Source organism: Microbacterium sp. JZ31 (assembly GCF_016805985.1).
Classification (GTDB): Bacteria; Actinomycetota; Actinomycetes; order Actinomycetales; family Microbacteriaceae; genus Microbacterium.
Genome location: NZ_CP017661.1, coordinates 882,038 through 898,957, shown reverse-complemented (window position 1 = coordinate 898,957; position 16,920 = coordinate 882,038). Strand labels below are relative to the sequence as shown.

The 16,920-nt window shown below is 72.8% G+C and carries 14 protein-coding genes; 6 read left to right on the top strand and 8 right to left on the bottom strand.

Annotated features, from left to right (window positions below):
- A complete protein-coding gene (locus BJP60_RS04300) occupies positions 1 to 1,503 on the bottom strand; it encodes a class I adenylate-forming enzyme family protein (RefSeq protein ID WP_203137808.1) in 1,503 nt (500 codons plus the stop codon).
- Positions 1,504 to 1,697: 194 nt separating this feature from the next.
- Between BJP60_RS04300 and BJP60_RS04295 the strand changes: the two genes are divergently transcribed.
- Positions 1,698 to 2,486 (top strand): aquaporin, encoded by a 789-nt coding sequence (locus BJP60_RS04295; RefSeq protein WP_336244361.1) that lies wholly within the window; start codon positions 1,698 to 1,700, stop codon positions 2,484 to 2,486.
- Between the two features lie 12 nt (positions 2,487 to 2,498).
- Here BJP60_RS04295 and BJP60_RS04290 read toward each other — a convergent pair whose 3' ends face one another.
- On the bottom strand, positions 2,499 to 3,494 hold the full coding sequence (locus BJP60_RS04290) for a stage II sporulation protein M (RefSeq protein WP_203137807.1): 996 nt from the start codon (positions 3,492 to 3,494) through the stop codon (positions 2,499 to 2,501).
- Between the two features lie 17 nt (positions 3,495 to 3,511).
- On the opposite strand from BJP60_RS04290, the gene BJP60_RS04285 reads away from it, so the two are divergent.
- Positions 3,512 to 4,384: an RDD family protein gene (locus BJP60_RS04285; protein WP_238439553.1), complete on the top strand. Its 873-nt coding sequence runs from the start codon at positions 3,512 to 3,514 to the stop codon at positions 4,382 to 4,384.
- 20 nt (positions 4,385 to 4,404) lie between these two features.
- Here the strand turns inward: BJP60_RS04285 and BJP60_RS04280 are convergent, their stop codons facing one another.
- From BJP60_RS04280 to manA, 6 genes are all read right to left on the bottom strand, one after another.
- Positions 4,405 to 4,614, bottom strand: coding sequence for a DUF3499 family protein (locus BJP60_RS04280; RefSeq protein ID WP_203137806.1), 210 nt, complete (start codon positions 4,612 to 4,614; stop codon positions 4,405 to 4,407).
- A gap of 67 nt (positions 4,615 to 4,681) precedes the next feature.
- Positions 4,682 to 5,122: a hypothetical protein gene (locus BJP60_RS04275; RefSeq protein ID WP_238439552.1), complete on the bottom strand. Its 441-nt coding sequence runs from the start codon at positions 5,120 to 5,122 to the stop codon at positions 4,682 to 4,684.
- Between the two features lie 16 nt (positions 5,123 to 5,138).
- Positions 5,139 to 6,545 carry a DUF5719 family protein gene (locus tag BJP60_RS04270; protein WP_203137805.1) on the bottom strand — a complete coding sequence of 469 codons (1,407 nt, stop codon included), beginning with the start codon at positions 6,543 to 6,545 and terminating at the stop codon, positions 5,139 to 5,141.
- Positions 6,542 to 9,367, bottom strand: coding sequence for a glycosyltransferase family 2 protein (locus BJP60_RS04265; RefSeq protein WP_203137803.1), 2,826 nt, complete (start codon positions 9,365 to 9,367; stop codon positions 6,542 to 6,544). The genes BJP60_RS04270 and BJP60_RS04265 overlap by 4 nt, the downstream gene beginning before the upstream one ends.
- Positions 9,368 to 9,461: 94 nt before the next feature.
- Positions 9,462 to 9,785: a WhiB family transcriptional regulator gene (locus BJP60_RS04260; protein ID WP_203137801.1), complete on the bottom strand. Its 324-nt coding sequence runs from the start codon at positions 9,783 to 9,785 to the stop codon at positions 9,462 to 9,464.
- A 170-nt stretch (positions 9,786 to 9,955) separates the two neighbouring features.
- The gene (gene manA / locus BJP60_RS04255) at positions 9,956 to 11,143 is read right to left on the bottom strand and encodes a mannose-6-phosphate isomerase, class I (RefSeq protein WP_203137799.1); all 1,188 of its coding nucleotides are present in this window, start codon (positions 11,141 to 11,143) and stop codon (positions 9,956 to 9,958) included.
- A gap of 44 nt (positions 11,144 to 11,187) precedes the next feature.
- Between manA and BJP60_RS04250 the strand changes: the two genes are divergently transcribed.
- The 4 genes from BJP60_RS04250 (at position 11,188) to BJP60_RS04235 (ending at position 16,908) form a co-directional block, all read left to right on the top strand.
- On the top strand, positions 11,188 to 12,582 hold the full coding sequence (locus BJP60_RS04250; RefSeq protein ID WP_203137797.1) for an O-antigen ligase family protein: 1,395 nt from the start codon (positions 11,188 to 11,190) through the stop codon (positions 12,580 to 12,582).
- The gene (locus BJP60_RS04245) at positions 12,579 to 13,919 is read left to right on the top strand and encodes an O-antigen ligase family protein (RefSeq protein WP_203137796.1); all 1,341 of its coding nucleotides are present in this window, start codon (positions 12,579 to 12,581) and stop codon (positions 13,917 to 13,919) included. Before BJP60_RS04250 ends, BJP60_RS04245 begins: the two co-directional genes overlap by 4 nt.
- A gap of 65 nt (positions 13,920 to 13,984) precedes the next feature.
- A complete protein-coding gene (locus BJP60_RS04240) occupies positions 13,985 to 15,919 on the top strand; it encodes a glycosyltransferase (protein ID WP_203137794.1) in 1,935 nt (644 codons plus the stop codon).
- Complete coding sequence (locus tag BJP60_RS04235) at positions 15,916 to 16,908, top strand: glycosyltransferase family 2 protein (RefSeq protein ID WP_238439551.1); 993 nt, start codon at positions 15,916 to 15,918, stop codon at positions 16,906 to 16,908. Before BJP60_RS04240 ends, BJP60_RS04235 begins: the two co-directional genes overlap by 4 nt.
- The last annotated feature ends 12 nt before the right edge of the window (positions 16,909 to 16,920 follow it).

Here is a 16,920-nt window from a genome sequence, read left to right as displayed (position 1 = left end):
TCACGACGCCTTCGCGCTCACGGCGACCTCGCCCAGACGCCGGCACAGGGCGCGCACCTCGCTCTTGACGACCTTGCCGTTCGCGTTGAGCGGCAGCGCGTCCACGAGATGCACGGCCTCCGGCACCATGTGCTTCGCCAGCCGGACACGGCAGTGGGCGATCACATCCCGCGCGGTCAGCTCCGACCCGGCGCGGGTGACCGCGAGGATCTCGATCCGCTCGCCCGCCAGCGGGCACGGCACACCGACGGCCGCCGCCGCGAGCAGGTCGGGCAGCTCCATCGCCACGGTCTCGACGTCCTGGCTCGCCACGCGATGCCCCCACGTCTTGATGAAGTCCTCGGCGCGGTCGACGACATAGATGAACCCGTCGTCGTCGACCGTCGCGAGGTCACCGGTGCGCAGCTCGCCGCCCGGCATCTTGCGCTCGGTCGCCTCCGGATCGTCCAGGTAGCCGGGTGAGATGCTGGCGCCGCGCGCGCGGATCTCGCCGATCTCCCCCGGGGCCACCTCGACGCCGTGCTCGTCCACGACGCGCAGGGCGACGCCCGGCACACCGCGGCCGATCGATCCGGGCCGCGCTCGCAGCTCGCCCGGCGGCAGGTAGGACAGGCGCGCGGTGGCCTCGGTCTGGCCGTACATGACGAACACGTCGGCCTGGAAGGGCGCCTCCAGCAGCTGCTCGAGCACGGGCGGTGAGACGCGTCCTCCCGCGAGCTGGAGCTGCCGCAGATGAGGCAGGCGCCGCTCGAGCATCGTGCTGCTGCGCGCGAGCATCTGCAGCACGCTGGGGACCGCGGCGAAGCCGGTGCAGCGCTCGCGCTCGAGGCGTTCGACGACCGTCTCCGGATAGGCGACGACCGTCTGGTTCACGAGCGACGCGCCCGCGCGCAGGTGCGTGTGCAGCAGCGACGCCCCGAATACGTACGTGAACGGCAGCACGACGAGCATCCGGTCGTCGTCGTGCAGGTGCAGATAGCCGAGGATCGATTCGGTGTTCGCCTGGATGTTCGCGTGCGTCAGCCGCACGGCGCGCGGGTGCCCCGTCGTGCCGGAGGTGAAGACGTAGGCCGCATCCTGATGCGGGTCCACCCGCGCCGGCGCGCGCTCGGCGTCACCGCGCTCGAGCGCCTCCTCGCCGATGATCGTGGCGGCGGACGGAAGCAGGGGCGCGAGCCGACGGGCGCTGCGCGCGTCGGCGAACACGACCCGCGCGCCGATCCAGCCGATGCGCGCGGCGGCTTCCGGAGGGGTCGTCGTGACCGGCACCGGCACGGCGACGTGCCCGGCGGCGAGCACCGCGAGATACGCGGCGACCCAGAACAGCCCGTTCGCGGCGACGATCGCCACGGGGGATCGGGGCGGGGCGTCGAGCTCCTCGAGCCGTCCCCGCAACGAGGCCGCCGCCGCACGCAGCTCGGCATAGCGGTGCTCGCCCCGGTCGTCCGTCAGGAAGGGCGCGTCCGGGTCGGCGCCGCCGACGAGGAATTCCGCCGTGTTCATCCTGTCCCCCGTGTCCCCGGACGGCGCACGCCGCCCTCTCGATCACGGAGGATGCGCACGGTCCCGTGATACGGGGGCGCCGCATGTGCGGCAAGGCGGCGTGCCCGCCTTGCCCGGCCCGGTCGCGTGCGGAAGGATGCGGACGGACCGTCCCGGTCCGCCGCCCACCCGTGCAGTCGACGAGAGGAACGCGCATGTCCGATCCGAACCCCGAGCGGCCCATCGAGCCCGCCGAGCTGGCGCACACGCCGCCCTCTGCGCCCGCCATGAGCGCGAGGCTCGTGGCGGAGACGTTCGGCACGCTGCTGCTGGTGTTCGGCGGCGTCGGCACGGCCGTGTTCGCCTCGAACCACTTCGCGGACACGCCCGCCGCCGTCTACACGGCCGTCGCCCTCGCGTTCGGTCTCGCGGTCGTCGCGGGCGCCTACGCGTTCGGCCCGATCTCGGGAGGGCACTTCAATCCCGCCGTCACGCTCGGGCTGGCGGCGGCCGGGCGCTTCCCGTGGCGCGACACCGGCGGCTACATCATCGCCCAGGTGATCGGCGGCGCGATCGCCACGACGCTGCTGGTGCTGATCGGCACGTTCGGCCCCGCGAACTGGATCGTCACGGCGCAGGACGGCGGGTTCGCGAGCAACGGCTGGGACAACCTCTCCCCCGCCGGCTTCGGCATGCCGGCCGCGATGATCGCGGAGGTCGTGCTCACGGGCCTGTTCCTGCTTGTCATCCTGGGCGTGACCCACCCGACGCGCGGCAACCCCTCACTCGCGGGTCTCGCGATCGGGCTCACACTCGCGCTCATCCACTTCATCAGCATCCCCGTGGACAACACGTCCGTGAACCCCGCGCGCTCGATCGCCTCGGCGATCTACGGCGGCGGCGAGGCGCTGCTGCAGCTGTGGGTGTTCATCCTGTTCCCGATCGCGGGCGCCATGCTCGCGGGCGTCGCGTACCGCTCGCTGCTGGACGTCACGCGCAGCTGAGCCGTCGCGCGGTCAGCCCGCGACGAGGGTGGGGGTGCCCGCCTCGTACTCGGTGAGATCGCCCGTCTCCCCCGCGCGCGCCGCACGGCGGCCGAGGAACAGCATCCAGAACAGCAGCACGCCGAGCGCGAGCGCCCCGATGCCGATCTTGAGCCACCACGGCCAGGGCTGGCCCGTCACGAACCCCTCCACCGCGCCCGCGAGCGCGAGCGCGAAGACCAGGCCGATCGCGACGGTCGCGAGAGCGCGTCCCTCCGCGGCGAGCGCGGCGGTGCGGGTGCGGGGGCCGGGCGCCACCCAGGCCCAGAAGGTGTGAAGTCCCGCGGCGCCCGCCACGAAGATGCACGTCATCTCCAGCAGACCGTGCGGCAGGATGTACAGGATCATCACGTCGAGCCGGTCGTACGCCGTCATGATCGCGGCCGCCGTGCCGAGCCCGACCGCGTTCTGGACGAGGACGTACAGCGGGAAGGCGCCCGTGACGCCGAACAGCACGGCCTGGGCGGCGATCCAGGCGTTGTTCGTCCACACCATGCCCGCGAACACCGCGGCGGGGTTCTCCGTGTAGTACTCGGTGAAGTCGTTCTCGGCGTACTGCTCGAGCTGCGCCTCGGAGCCGAGGGTCGCGACCAGCGCCGGATCCCCCGCGATCCAGGCGCCGGAGAGCCCGACCACCGCGATGAAGGCCAGTGCGATCGCGAGCGTCGTCCACCGCAGGCGGTACAGCGCGGCGGGCAGCTGGTGGAGGAAGAAGCGCGGCAGCTGCCGCAGCACGTTGTCGGAGGCGCCCGTGAGTGCGAGCCGCGCGCGCGACAGGATCGTGGACACGTGATCGCCCTGCGGGGTGCGCCCCGCCGACGTCTTGAGGTCGGCCAGATCCGCCGACGCCGCCTGGTAGCGCGCCACGAGCTCGTCGACCTCGGCACCCCTGAGCCGGCGGCGCTGGGACAGCTCGTCGAGGCGCGCCCACTCCTGCCGCCGGGCGGTCGTCAGAGCGTCGAGGTCCACAGTGATTTACTGTACGCATGTCCACTGGCGCCGGCTTCGGGATGACCTCCGCCGCGCCGAACGCCGGCGCAGCGGCACCGCGTCCTCCCGCACGGCACCGCGCGATCGTTCTCGAGCACGACGAGGTGCTCACGGGCGAGGCCGTCGCGCTCGACGTGCAGCCGATCGGGCTCATCCTCCGCGTCGCGGGCACCGCGATCGACGTGGTCGCGACGATCCTGGCGTACCTGGGGCTGATCCTCCTGATGAGCCAGCTGCTGGTCGCCGGCCTCCTGCCCGAGAACGTGATGCGGATCCTGTCGATCGTGCTGCTCGTCCTGCTGCTGATCGTGGTGCCGACGGCGATCGAGACCGCGACGCGCGGGCGGAGCCTCGGCAAGCTCGCGGTGGGCGGCCGGATCGTGCGCCTCGACGGCGGCGCGATCTCGTTCCGCCACGCGTTCATCCGGGCGGTCGTCGGCGTGCTGGAGATCTACATGACCCTCGGCGGCCTCGCCCTGCTCGTCGGCGTCTTCACGCCGCGATCGCAGCGCCTGGGCGATCTCGTCGCGGGCACGTACGCCGAGCGCACGCGCACCCCCGCGCTCGTCTCACGCGAGACGCCGCTGCCGCCCGGTCTCGAGACGTGGGCGTCGATCGCGGATGTCGCGCGCCTGCCCGACCGTCTCGCGCGGCGGGTCGCGCAGTTCGTGGCGGGGTCCGAGGCGATGCACCCCGCCGCGCGGCTGCGCGTGGCCGACGAGCTGGCGGCGGAGGTGCGGCCGCACGTGAACCCCGTGCCGCCCGTCGATCCCGAGACCCTGCTGCGCGCGGTCGTCGCCGTGCGACGCGGTCGCGAGCTGCATGCCCTCACCGCCCGCGCCGAGCGGGTGGCCCGCCTGTCGCGCTGACGCCCCGCGTCCCGTGCGGCTCAGGAGGCGCGCAGCGTCTCGTGCCGCACGACGGTCCAGCCCTGCGGCACCGACAGGCGATCCGTGTGGATGGCGCAGAGGTCGTGCGCGTGAGGGTCGTTGGCGGCGCCCAGCGGCCCGACGGCGGCCATCTGGTCGCGGTAGTCGTAGGTCAGGGTGGTCACGGCCTCGCGCGCGCAACCCACCTTCGAGCACACTCTCTCACGCATCCCGTTCACCCTATGTTCCCGGAACCGTGATGCCCGGCCGCCTCGCCGGGGCGATCCGGGATGCGCGTCAGAAGAACCGGAACCGGTCGGGGCCGAGATCCCACGGATCTCTGTCGAGGTAGTCGGCCGCGGCGCGGAACACCTCGCCCTCGATCATCATCCGGCGCTGCGTCTCGTCGACGCGGTGCAGGCGGCCCAGGCGCTCGATCGGGATCCGGTACAGCACGATGCGCCCGCGTTCGCGGTCGATGCTCCAGCGCGGGATGCCGTCCTCGTCGGTGTCGCGGGGCAGCCGGCCGATCTCGAAGCTCACGTCCCTCAGCTCGGGCCACGCGCCGCGCAGGTACTCGGCCGCACCGCCCACCGCGACGTCGAAGCGCTCGACGCGCGTGTCGATCGGCGGCAGCGGCGGCCGCACGACCGGGCTGCGGCCCACGCGCCCGTGCCTGCCGTGTCGCGCGGCACGCCCGCGCGGGGCGGGTCGTCGTGACCGTCCGAACAGCGCCATCTGTCCAGCCTACGGGTCAGGGGTAGACGACGACGGGCTGCGGGTGCGCCGCATCCGGCCACACCGCGATGGATGCCACCCCCGCGTCGCCGGCGAAGCCGATCGCGGCGTGCACCGATGCGCCGCGCGGGTCGATCGTGTAGAGCCGCTGGTCGTCGACCTCCACCACCGCGGTGGCGCCGGCGGGGACCGCGACCTCCTCCGGATCGTCCCCCTGCCCGGCGATCGAGACCGTGACGGCCTCGTCGGAGGGGTTGGCGATGCCGATCGTCGGGTCGGGACCACGCGGCACCGCGACGAGCGTGGACTCGCTGATCGCGGGCGCCGCGGTGTTCCAGGCGAAGTCCGCGTCCGCGCCGAAGCCCGTGGTCTGCCACACGGCCGCGACGACAGGCGCGTCGGAAGTCACCGTCACCGTGTACTCGCCGGACTCGAGGCTGCCGAGATCGACCTCGAGAGGCGCGCCGGCGGTCAGCTCGACGGGCTCGGGCTCGCGCGCGGTGGAGCCGTCCTGCGCCGTCACGGTGATCGTCCCGGCCGTGTCGCTCTCCGACAGCAGCCGCGCGATCGTGGCGGCTCCCTCGGTCTCCGCCGCCCCGCCGACGATCCGCACGCCCGGGATCACCTGCGTCGCCGCGGGGCGCACGGCGGACTGGCTGTCGATGCCGCCCGGATCGAGCGTGCGGATCAGGCTCGACTGCAGGCTCGCGCGCACGGGCGCACCGGTGGCGGTGATGCGCAGCACGGGACTCTGCTCGCCGCCCGCGAGTCCCGCGAGCGGGAGCGCGACCTGCGTGCGCGCGGGGACCGGCACCGCGGCGCCGCTCGGGGGCGTCACCGGACCCGCCACGCCGTAGACCGTGATCTGCACGGTCGCGTCGACGTCGCCCGGGTTGGCGACGAGCACGACGCCCGTGGTCCCCGTCTCGGTCTCTCCCCCCACGATCCACGACTCCATCTGCGGAGGCCGGCACGCGGAGGCCGTGAAGCCGGCGAGGTCGGAGTCGGACACGCTCGCGGACGACGCCGCAGCAGCCGAGACCGCTTCCCGGCCCTCCGGGCGCTGCACGTAGCGCGTGGTCGCCGCCTCGCCGGCGACGGTCGGCTGCGCGATCACGTCGGAGTCGGGTTCCTCGTCGCGGTCGTTGCCGACCGTGATCCGGCTCTCCGTGGCGACCGCGAGCGCTCCCGCGTCCTCCACCGCACGGCCGAGCGCGAGGACGGGGCCATCGCACGACAGCACGGTCTCGGCGGGCGCGGGCATCACCTCGACGGACGCCGGCGGCGTCGCGACGGCGGGCCACGGCAGAGCCGCCGCGGCCGTGACGGCCGCGATCGCTCCGATGCCCGTCACGGCGCCGAGGATCACGCGCCCGCCGAGCGTCCGCTGGGCACCGGTGAGCTTCAGGTCGCTGAGCTTCATGCGTCCGCCTCCTCGTAGCCGCGGCCGACCACGCGCGGCATGCGTCGCGCCTCGCGCCGCGACGCGAACGTCGGCACCGCGAGCAGCAGAGCCACGAGCAGCGCGACGCCCTGCGCCGACGCGACCCAGCGCGCCGTCGCCTGCGCGCGCTCGTCGAGCCCGGGCCGCGGCAGGGGATCCGCGTCGAGCCGCCACAGCACGCCCTTCGCGGTCTCGCCCACGCGCACGAAGCCCGCGCGCTGGTCGATCGCCGTGATGGCATCCAGCCGCCGCGTGCGGGCGGCATCCGACTCTCCCGGTCCGGACGCGCCGGCGGTCAGCAGCACGAAGCGCACGCCCGCCTCGCTCAGCCGGTCCTGAACCTCGCCCGCGCTCGCGCTGACGAGGTCACTGGCGATCTCGGCCAGCATCCGGTCGTCCTCGTCGATGCGCGGATCGGTCGACTGCAGCGTCGACTGCCCGCCGAGGGTCTCGCTCGCTCCCCACACCAACCTCGCCGCGACGCCTCCGTCGGGCTGCGCCGTCAGCACCAGCGTCCCCAGGTCGCGCTCGTCGGCCGCGCGGGCGGTGACGTATGCCGGCAGCGTGGACGCGGGCCCGTTCGTCAGCTGCGCCTCGTCACGGGCGAGCGCCGTGAGCGCCGGAACCGCGACCACCGCGATGCACGCCGCGGCGACAAGGCCCGCGAGCCCCGACCGGCCGCGCCGCCGGATGCCCGCGTCCAGCGTCACGGCCGCGGCCGCCACGGCGCCCAGCCACGCGAGGCTCAGAGCGCTGCCGGGCCACACCGGCACCGGGGTGGACTCCACCGCGGCGACCTGCACGCCCGCGGCGAGGTGGGCGGTCACGAGACCCACGACCGCGATCACGACGGCGCCGACGCCCGCCCGCCAGCGCGGCGTGAGCGGCGCGGCGAGGCCCAGGAGGGCGAGAGGCGCCAGCAGCAGCGGCACCCAGAAGGTCGCCGGATCCGCGACGCCGAACCACGTCAGCATTCCGCCCCAGCCCGCCGGATCCGCGGTCGGGAAGCCCATCGCGAGCAGCAGCGGCGACGCGGCCTCCTGCCCGGGCCAGGGGCGTCCAGGATCGGCGAGCAGCGCCCACGGCGTGCCGCGCGACAGCTGCGCCTGCACGACCGGCAGGAAGAACACGGCGCTCGGCACCACGAGCCACAGCACCCGCGTGAGCCCCCGGCGGAGGCGGAACGACACCGCGAGCAGCAGCACCAGCACCCACAGGACGGCGATCGCGGGGGCGAGCGACGGCGCGCACGCGAGCACGCCGATCAGCAGGATGGACGCCGCGCCCGACGCGCCCCACGAGCGGTGCGCGACCGCCGCGGTGAAGAACAGCCACGGCAGCAGCAGATGCAGCAGCACGGCGGCGGGACGGCCCTCCACCAGCGCGACGAGGAAGGGGGGCGCGAGCGCCCACACCACGGCGGCGCAGGCGCGCACCCCCGAGCGCTCGGACACACGGGTGGCGGCGAACCAGCCGCCGAGCACCGCGAGCGGCAGCGCGAGCAGCCACAGCATCACGAGCGCGAACGACGGCTGCGCGGGCCAGAGCGATCCGAGCACGGCGATCAGTCCCGCGAACGGATCGGCGGGGCCCACCATGTCGGCACCCGTGGCCCTCGTGCCGTACGACGCGTCCTGCCACAGCCCGGCGAGCGTGTCGCGCAGCGGCAGCAGCGCTCCTCCGCCCAGCACCGGCCACGCGAGCAGGGGCAGGAACGCCAGTACGGAGACCGCGAGCGCCGCGAGCACGGCCCACGCGCCGCCGCCGGAGAAGAACCGCAGCTCGCGGCGCACCACCGGCTCCCCGCCGTCGGGGTCCTGATGCTCGCGCAGCTGGGCGTTCGTCGCGCGCAGCGGCGCGATCTGCGCCCAGGAGCCCGTGCGGAAGGCGCGGATCTCGCCGCGCGACCGGGCGATCGCCCGGATGCGCGCCATCGCGGTCGCCGCGGCGGCCCACTCCGCCGGCACCTGTGCGGGCGCCTTCGCGACGAGATGGAGGAACGTGCGCCACAGCGCCAGCGGCAGCAGGGAGAGCCAGTGCAGCGGCACGGCCCAGGCGGGGGCGTAGGCGAGACGGCGGTGAAGCTGCGCGGTGCGCACGGCGAACGCGCGGGCCACGGGACCTTCGGGCACGCCCGCCATGCCGGCGACGGGCGCGTGCACCCGCGCGCCGGGGGCCAGCGCCACGCGTCGCCCGCCGAGCCGGGCGCGCACGCCCATGTCCAGGCCCTCGTCGGCGCCGGCGAGCGCGGGGTCGGGCAGCAGATGCGCGCGCGCGTCGCTGCGCAGCAGCACGCCCCGCACGTCGGTGCCCAGCACGTCGTCGTCGCCGTCGTGCTGCCCCTGGTCGAACTCGCCGCCCGCGAGCGCCACCGTGCGACCGAAGCGCGTCATGCTGACGCCGAGCGAGACGATCACGGAGGGATCGCGCGCGTCCACCAGCTTGGGGGCCGCGATCGCGACGGACGGCGCGCGCTCGAGCGCGGCGGACAGCGCCGCGAGCGTGCCGGGTTCCGGCTGGGTGTCGTGGGCGAGGAGCCAGATGGCGCGCCCCTCCGGAACGCGGGCCGCCGCGAGGCGCACGGCCGAGGCGAAGGAGGTGGCGGCGGGGGCCTCGATGGCGCCCTCCGCTCCGGAGGCGTCGATCTGGGCGCGCATGCGCTCGGCCGAGCCGCACACGACGACGGTCAGGGCGTCGATCGGGCGCTCCTGCGCGCGCAGGGCGGCGAGGGTGCGTTCGAGCTGGGCGGCGGCCTGAGGCGTGGCGCGCGCGACGAGGATGGCGTGGACGGCGGGGGGCATGTCGCGGCAAGCCTAGGTCGGCTGCAGCGAGGTTCCCGCCGCACGCGCCGGTAACGCGCAGACTGCGGGCGGGCGATCCGCGCTGGACCGACCTCTAGGAGGCCGCGCGCTTGAGCTTGCGGCGCTCGCGCTCGCTCAGACCGCCCCAGATGCCGAAGCGCTCGTCGTTCTGCAGCGCGTACTCGAGGCACTGGCTGCGCACGTCGCACGACGTGCAGATGCGCTTCGCGTCGCGGGTCGAGCCGCCCTTCTCGGGGAAGAACGCCTCAGGATCCGTCTGCGCGCAGAGCGCGTCGCTCTGCCAGGCGAGCGCGCTGTCCTCGTCAGGCTGCGGGGTCCGGACGCCCGGCACGCCGAGGTTGACCGGATCCACGAACCAGTTGTCCGGTACGCCGGAACGGTACTGCGATGCAGACATTTCGCTCTCCCACTCCTCCAGGCCCCCTCGGGCGGTGTGGAAGTAATTACACCCGTGTCATTCGCATTTATCAAGCCGCAGATCGTAAAGCCTCAACCGGGACATGAATCTTCATTGACGTGCTCCGGCGTGTCGCGCCCGGCGTGTCGCGATCCCGGCGGCTGCCGCCGTCAGGCGGCCCGCTCGCCCGTCGCCGCGGCTGCGGACGCCGAGCCCGGCTGGGCGATGAACGCCTCGCCGTCGCCCGAGATCCGGATCTCGGGCTCGTCCGGCGTCACGAACGCGGCTCGTCCCGGACGCAGCTCGAGCGACGAGTGCGCGCCCCCGACGGACACGGTTCCCTGGGTCGCGAGCACGATGAGCGGGCCGGAGGGTCGCAGCACCGCGTCGGAACCGCCCGTGACCCGCGCGCGCAGCAGCGAGAAGTCGGGCGCATCGGCGGGGAACCTCTCCACGCCGCGCGAGCCGTTGTCGGCCGCGACCGGCAGCACGACGGGGATCGGGCCGGGCGTGGGATCGAGGATCCGCAGCAGCTCGTCCACGTCGATCCGCTTCGGCGTGAGGCCGCCGCGCAGGACGTTGTCGCTGGCCGCCATGAGCTCGACGCCGAGCCCCGAGACGTACGCGTGCAGCATGCCCGCGCGCAGGAACACGCTCTCGCCCTTGCGCAGGACGACGTAGTTCATCAGGAGGGCCACGACCACGCCCGGGTCGTCCGGGTACCAGACGGCGATCCGGCGCGCATTGGCGAGCTCCGCCGCGAACTCGGTCGACTGCGCGTCGGCGAGCGCCGCGATGATCGCGCCCACGACCTCCCGCGCGTCGCCCGACAGGAGCCAGCCGATCGCCGAGGCGAGACCCCGCTCGTCCGTGAGGCGCGCGCGCAGCGGCTCGGCCGCGTCGCCGAAGGACGCGAGCATGCGGCGCGTGGCGTCGAGGTCACGCAGCCCGCACAGCGCCTCGAAGCGCTCGGACAGGGCGACGATCATCTCGGGCTTGTGGTTGTCGTCGGCGTAGTTGCGCTCCGCGCCGTCCGGGAGCGCTGCCTCGCGCGCGAACGCCTCCTCCGCCTGGGCCTTCGACGGATGCACCTGGATCGACAGCACGGTCGAGGCGGCGAGGATCTTCAGCAGGTACGGAAGCCGCCCCGCGACGCCGTGAGCCGCGCCCTCGTCCGCGATCCACCGGTCCAGCGTCAGCCCCGATCCGTCGGCGAGATCGGAAGGGTCCGACGGGTGGTCTCCGAACCACACCTCGGCCTCCGGGCCCTCGGCGGCTTCCCGCCCCTCGAGGGCGGCGATCATCGAGCGGGAGCCCCAGGCGTAGTCGCGCGGAACGTTGGTCAGCGGAAGAAGCACGACCCCAGGGTATTGCGCGCGGTCACTGTAGCCTGGGAGGCACGATGGCCCAGATCACGCGGTACACGGTTCAGAGCCCGCCGGAAGCCCCGGAGAGGGAGGCCACTGCGCACCAGTTCCTGAGGGCGTATGCCGCATTCGTCATGTTCTCGGGTCTCGCCCACACGGCGGTGTGGAACCTCCTCGGACAGGCCGGCGCCGCCGTCGTGCTCGCGGCGACGTCCGTGGCCACGATCGCCATCTGGGTGCCGCGTATCCGGCGCGACGGACTGCGGTGGCGCCGTCTGCCGTGGGCCGCCCTCGGCTACGTCGCCTGGGCCCTCGTCTCCGTGCTGTGGTCCAACTGGCCCGGCGCCACCCTCCTGACCTGGACGCTGCTCGCCGCCGGAACCCTCCAGGGCCTCTTCTTCGCGCACGTGCTGACGTGGCACGAGCTCCTGCGCGCGCTGGATGTCGCGCTGAAGTGGATCATGGGGCTGTCGATCGCGATCGAGCTGTGGGTGGCGCTGATCCGCCGCGAACCGCTGCTGCCGAACTTCGTCTCGCCCCCCGACGGCTTCGATCCGCACTGGTACTGGGTGCGCGGACACCTGTTCGACGCGCTCATCGGCGACCGCATCCAGGGCGTCGTGGGCAACTCGAACTACCTCGGGATCCTGTGCGTGCTCGCGTTCGCGGTGTTCGCGATCCGGCTCGCGACCCATCCGCCCTATGCCGCGATGCAGACGGTGTGGCTCGCCCTGACCGCCGTGCTGTTCGTCCGCTCGGGCTCGGCGACGGCGCTCGGCGCGTTCGCCGGAGCCTTCATGGTGCTGCTGGCCATCCTCGTCATGCGGCGAGCGCGCACGGCCGGGGAGCGCAGCCGCCGCTATCTGCTCTTCACCGCGATCGGCGCGATCGGCGCGGTGCTCGTGATCCAGCTCTGGGATCGCGTGCTCGGAATGCTGGGGCGCGACGACTCGCTGACCGGACGCGACGAGATCTGGACGACGGTCTGGGAGCGCGCCATCACGCACCCCGTGCACGGCAACGGCTTCTCGAGCCCCTGGGTGCCGTGGGATCCGGCCTTCGACGGCTGGATCGTCGATCACGGGCTGTCGGTGTTCCACGCCCACAACATGTGGCTGGACGTCTTCCTCCAGCTGGGTGCGATCGGCGTGATCCTGATGTTCGTCACGTACGCCGCCATGACGTGGCGCGCCTGGTTCTTCGCGGTCGACCGGCCCCGATGGGACCTCGACGCGAACCGCCCCTACTCCCCCGTCTCCGTGCTCGCGCCGCTGGTGGTCGCGATCCTGCTCGTGCAGGGCCTGACCGAGTCGGGGCCGATCATGCTGTGGGGCTGGACGTTCGCGGTGCTCTTCTCGTTCAAGATGAAGCTCGCCCCGTTCGTGGGCGTGGGCGCCGACGCAGCCCCGATGGGGAAGCCCGCGCAATGACGTCGGCCGGCGACGCGCCGCCGGGCTCGCTTCTCCGGCTGCTGCAATCCGCCGATTTCGCGCGCGCGTTCACGATCGCGGCGCTGGGCGCCGTGTTCGCCGCGCACCTGATCGGCCGCACGGCCGGCCCCGTCACGCTCGTGACGATCGTCGTCGCGCTGGACGTGGTGGGCATCGCCATCCTGATCGCCCGTCGCGACGAGCTGAGCCCCCTGCACTTCGCCCCCACGAGCCTGCTCGCCTTCCTCGTCTGGACGCTCGCGAGCGTGCTGTGGTCGTTCGACGAGGCCTCGACCATGCGCGGCTGGCTCGAGCTGCTGGGATGGGGGCTGCTCGCGCTCGTGATCGCGCATGTGCGCGACACCCTGCAGACCGTGCGGGCGCTGGGCGATGTCCTGCGCTGGATGCTCGGACTCTCGCTCGCCGTCGAGATCCTGTCGGGCATCCTGCTCGACATCCCGTTCCCCTTCCTCGGCGTCGCGGGCGACATCGCGCTGGGCGGCCCCGTGCAGGGCGTGTTCGGCACGCGCAACATGCTCGGGTTCGTCGCCGTCATCGCGCTCATCACGTTCGCGACCGAGTGGCTCACGCAGTCGATCTCCCTGCGGCTGTCGGTGTTCTCTCTGACCCTCGCGGGCCTGCTCGCCGTGCTGTCCGCGTCGCCCACCGTGCTGGTGCTCGCCGTCGCGGTGGGCGCGGCGGCGCTCGCGCTCGGGATCGTGCGCCGGGCGGCGCCCGAGCGCCGCCGCCGCACGCACATCGTGACCGCAACCGTCGTGACCGTGGTGCTGGCAACCTGCTACCTGCTGCGTCACCGGATCATCCGCATGCTCGATGCGGCCTCCGACTTCTCGACCCGGGCGGACCTCTGGAACGAGATCCTCGACTGGGTGCGCCCGCGCCCCGTGCAGGGGTGGGGCTGGCACGGGCCCTGGCTGCGCGGCCCCGAGGACCCGGACGGCGCGCCGTACCCGTTCAACGTCATCAACTTCTCGCTCGACGACAGCCACGCGTCAGCCCTCAACGCGTACTTCGACGTGCTGGTCCAGGTCGGCTGGGCGGGGCTGCTGCTGTTCGCCGTGATGTGCACGGTCGCGATGGTGCGCTCGTGGCTCGTGGCCGGCGCCCGCCGATCCGTCGTGTACGCGTGGACGCCGCTCATGCTGGTCGCACTGCTCGTCGACTCGATGTTCGAGAGCTTCACGCTGTCGGGGCTCGGCTGGATGATGCTCGTGGTGTGCGCCGTGCGCGCCGGGCAGTCCCGCTCGTGGCGTGAGCGCATCCGCGACGTCGCGGGCCAGGGCGGGTCCCAGGATCCGCTCGCGGGTGCACGGTAGGCTCGTCTGCGGTCCGCCGCCGCCCGCCCTGCGGCACTTCCGCTGAAACCGTTCGGAGCCCGCCCTTGGTTTACGTCCTCCAGAACGTGGTCTTCCCCCTCGACCGCGACCCCGACCTGCTGCCGCTGTACGCCGACCCCGACGCCTGGTCGGTCGTGCGGATCGAGGACGAGGCGACCCCTCTGCGCGTGTCCGACAACGCGCGCCTGAGCGATGTGCTCGGCCGCACCCGGGCCCGCGTCGTCGCGGGCAGCCGCGTCTCCTTCGGCGCGTACTTCAACGCCTTCCCCGCGGCCTACTGGCAGCACTGGACGCCGATCCGCGACGTCCGCCTCACGGTGCGCACGACGGGCGACGCGACGATCCTGCTGTTCCGCTCGAACGGCGCGGGCATCCGCCAGCGGCTCGACACGCGCGACGTGACGGGTTCGAGCGAGGCCACGTTCGACATCGCGCTGACGCAGTTCAGCGACGGCGGCTGGATCTGGTTCGACATCGCGACCGATGCGGAGGACGCGATCTTCGAGGGCGCCGAGTGGACCACCGAGCAGGACCCGGTGCGCACCGGCAAGGCCTCGCTCGGCATCACGACGTACAACAAGCCCGACTACTGCGTCGAGACGCTCCGCGCGCTGACCGAGAGTCCCGAGGTGCTCGAGCTCGTCGACCGCGTGTTCCTCGTGGACCAGGGCACCGACCGCGTCGACGCCCAGCCGGACTTCCCCGAGGTGTCCGAGGCGCTCGGCGAGCAGCTCGAGCTCATCACGCAGCCGAACCTCGGCGGTTCCGGCGGCTTCGCGCGCGCGATGTCCGAGACGCTCAAGCGCCCGAACAGCGACTTCGTGCAGCTGCTCGACGACGACGTGCGCATCGAGCCGGAGTCGCTGCGGCGCTCGATCGTCTTCGGTCGCTACACCACGAAGCCGACGCTCGTGGGCGGTCACATGTTCGACCTGCTCGACCGTCCCAAGCTGCACGCCTGGGCGGAGGTCGTCGACGAGCGCACGTTCATGTGGCGCAACCTCTTCACGGAGGACGGCCTCATGCCGCACGACTTCGGCGTGACGAACCTTCGGCAGACCAAGAAGCTGCACATGCGCATGGACGCCGACTACAACGGCTGGTGGATGTGCCTGATCCCGACGGCCGCGATCCGCAAGGTCGGCCTGGCGCTTCCCGCGTTCATCAAGTGGGACGACGCCGAGTTCTGCCTGCGCGCCGGGCGTTCGGGCTTCCCGACCGTGTCGATGCCCGGCGTGGCGCTGTGGCACGTGTCGTGGATCGGCAAGGACGACGCGATCGACTGGCAGGCCTATTTCCACGCGCGCAACCGCACGGTGGCGGCCCTGCTGCACTCCAAGAAGGCGCGCGGCGGCTCGTTCGTCTCCACCAGCGTCAAGACGGGCATCAAGCACCTGCTGATGATGCAGTACTACCCCGCGGAGCTGCGCCTGCGGGCGCTGCGCGACGTCCTCTCGGGCCCGCAGCACATGATCGAGAACATCTCGACGGCGATGCCGGACGCGCGCGCCGCGGCCAAGGACTTCCCCGAGACGGTCGTGCACAAGGAGACCGACCGCGTGCTGCGCTCGCGCAAGGGACGCCCGATCTACCGCCGCGTGCGACGCCTCACGATCGAGAAGGCGCCCACCGGCGTCAGCATGGTCGTGTTCACCGTCGTGCACGCCGTCGCGCACTGGTTCCACAAGCCGCAGGCGAAGAACATCCGGATGCCGGAGGTGGAGTTCGCCAAGGGCGATGCCAACTGGTGGCGCATCCCGTACTACGACAGCGCGCTCGTGTCGTCCGCCGACGGCGGCGGCAAGCAGATCTACACGCGCGATCGCGAGCGCTTCCGCTCGATGCTGCTCGAGACGCTGAGCCTGCACGCGCGACTGTGGTGGCACTGGCTGCCGCTCGCGCGCAAGTACCGTCGTCAGCTGAAGAACGTCACGTCGGTGCAGACCTGGGACGGCATCTTCGCCGGGGGCGAGAAGTGAGCGAGGCGCTCGCGCCCGCACCGGATGCGACGCTGCCGGCGTCGTTCGATCCGGCCTCCGCGACCATCGTGGTGGTCACGTACAACCGCTCGCACCTCCTGCGCGGCCTCCTCGAGTCGATCGGGCGGATGGATCCCCGGCCCGGCCACGTCGTCGTCGTCGACAACGCGTCGGCGGACGACACGACCGAGGTCGTGGAGTCGTTCCGCGGATCGATCGGCACCGAGATCGTCTACCGCCGCCTGGAGGAGAACACGGGCGGCTCTGGCGGATTCAGCGAGGGCATGCGCGTCGCGCACGACCTCGGGTCCACGTGGATCTGGCTCATGGACGACGACGTCGAGGTGCTCCCCGACGGCCTCGCCCGCATGGGGGTCTGGACGCCGCGCTTCCGCAGCATCCAGGGCCGCCGCTACGACTACGACGGCAGCGAGTTCTACTGGCAGTACCGCCTGTCGATCCCGCTCGGCATCCCGATCCCGTTCGCGCCGGCGGGCTTCGACGCCTCGGGCTTCCGCGAGATGAACTCGGGCTGCTTCGAGGGCATGTTCATCCATCGCGACGTGGTCTCGCAGATCGGCCTGCCCGATCCGCGCTTCTTCATCTACTGGGACGACTCCGTCTACGGCTGGCTCGCGTCGCGCGTGACGACCTCGGCGATCGTGAACGAGTTCGTGCTGCGCCGCACGCGCGAGATCAAGCAGTGGGACATGGGGGTGCGACACCTCAACGCGTCGAGCAACGCCTACCGCTACTACATCATGCGCAACCGGGGCATCATGAAGCACTACTTCCGGGCGCACGGCGCCTACCGTCCGGTGCGCTTCGCGCTCGGCACCGCGCTGACGTTCGCCAAGGAGCTCATCCGCCTGGTCTTCGTCGAGCGCACGGTGCGCGGCACCAGCCACCTCTTCCGCGGCACGCGGGACGGGCTCGCCATCGCCCGCGATCGCGCCTGGCGGCCCATGCCGCCGCTCGCGGGAAGCTGATCCGCGCGGCCG

Coding starts and splice junctions, on each gene's coding strand:
- BJP60_RS04265 (WP_203137803.1), bottom strand. CDS start 9,367: ATGCCCCCCGCCGTCCACGCCATCCTCGTCGCGCGCGCCACGCCTCAG.
- BJP60_RS04295 (WP_336244361.1), top strand. CDS start 1,698: ATGTCCGATCCGAACCCCGAGCGGCCCATCGAGCCCGCCGAGCTGGCG.
- BJP60_RS04300 (WP_203137808.1), bottom strand. CDS start 1,503: ATGAACACGGCGGAATTCCTCGTCGGCGGCGCCGACCCGGACGCGCCC.
- BJP60_RS04270 (WP_203137805.1), bottom strand. CDS start 6,545: ATGAAGCTCAGCGACCTGAAGCTCACCGGTGCCCAGCGGACGCTCGGC.
- BJP60_RS04250 (WP_203137797.1), top strand. CDS start 11,188: ATGGCCCAGATCACGCGGTACACGGTTCAGAGCCCGCCGGAAGCCCCG.
- BJP60_RS04285 (WP_238439553.1), top strand. CDS start 3,512: ATGTCCACTGGCGCCGGCTTCGGGATGACCTCCGCCGCGCCGAACGCC.
- BJP60_RS04275 (WP_238439552.1), bottom strand. CDS start 5,122: ATGGCGCTGTTCGGACGGTCACGACGACCCGCCCCGCGCGGGCGTGCC.
- BJP60_RS04260 (WP_203137801.1), bottom strand. CDS start 9,785: ATGTCTGCATCGCAGTACCGTTCCGGCGTACCGGACAACTGGTTCGTG.
- BJP60_RS04280 (WP_203137806.1), bottom strand. CDS start 4,614: ATGCGTGAGAGAGTGTGCTCGAAGGTGGGTTGCGCGCGCGAGGCCGTG.
- BJP60_RS04245 (WP_203137796.1), top strand. CDS start 12,579: ATGACGTCGGCCGGCGACGCGCCGCCGGGCTCGCTTCTCCGGCTGCTG.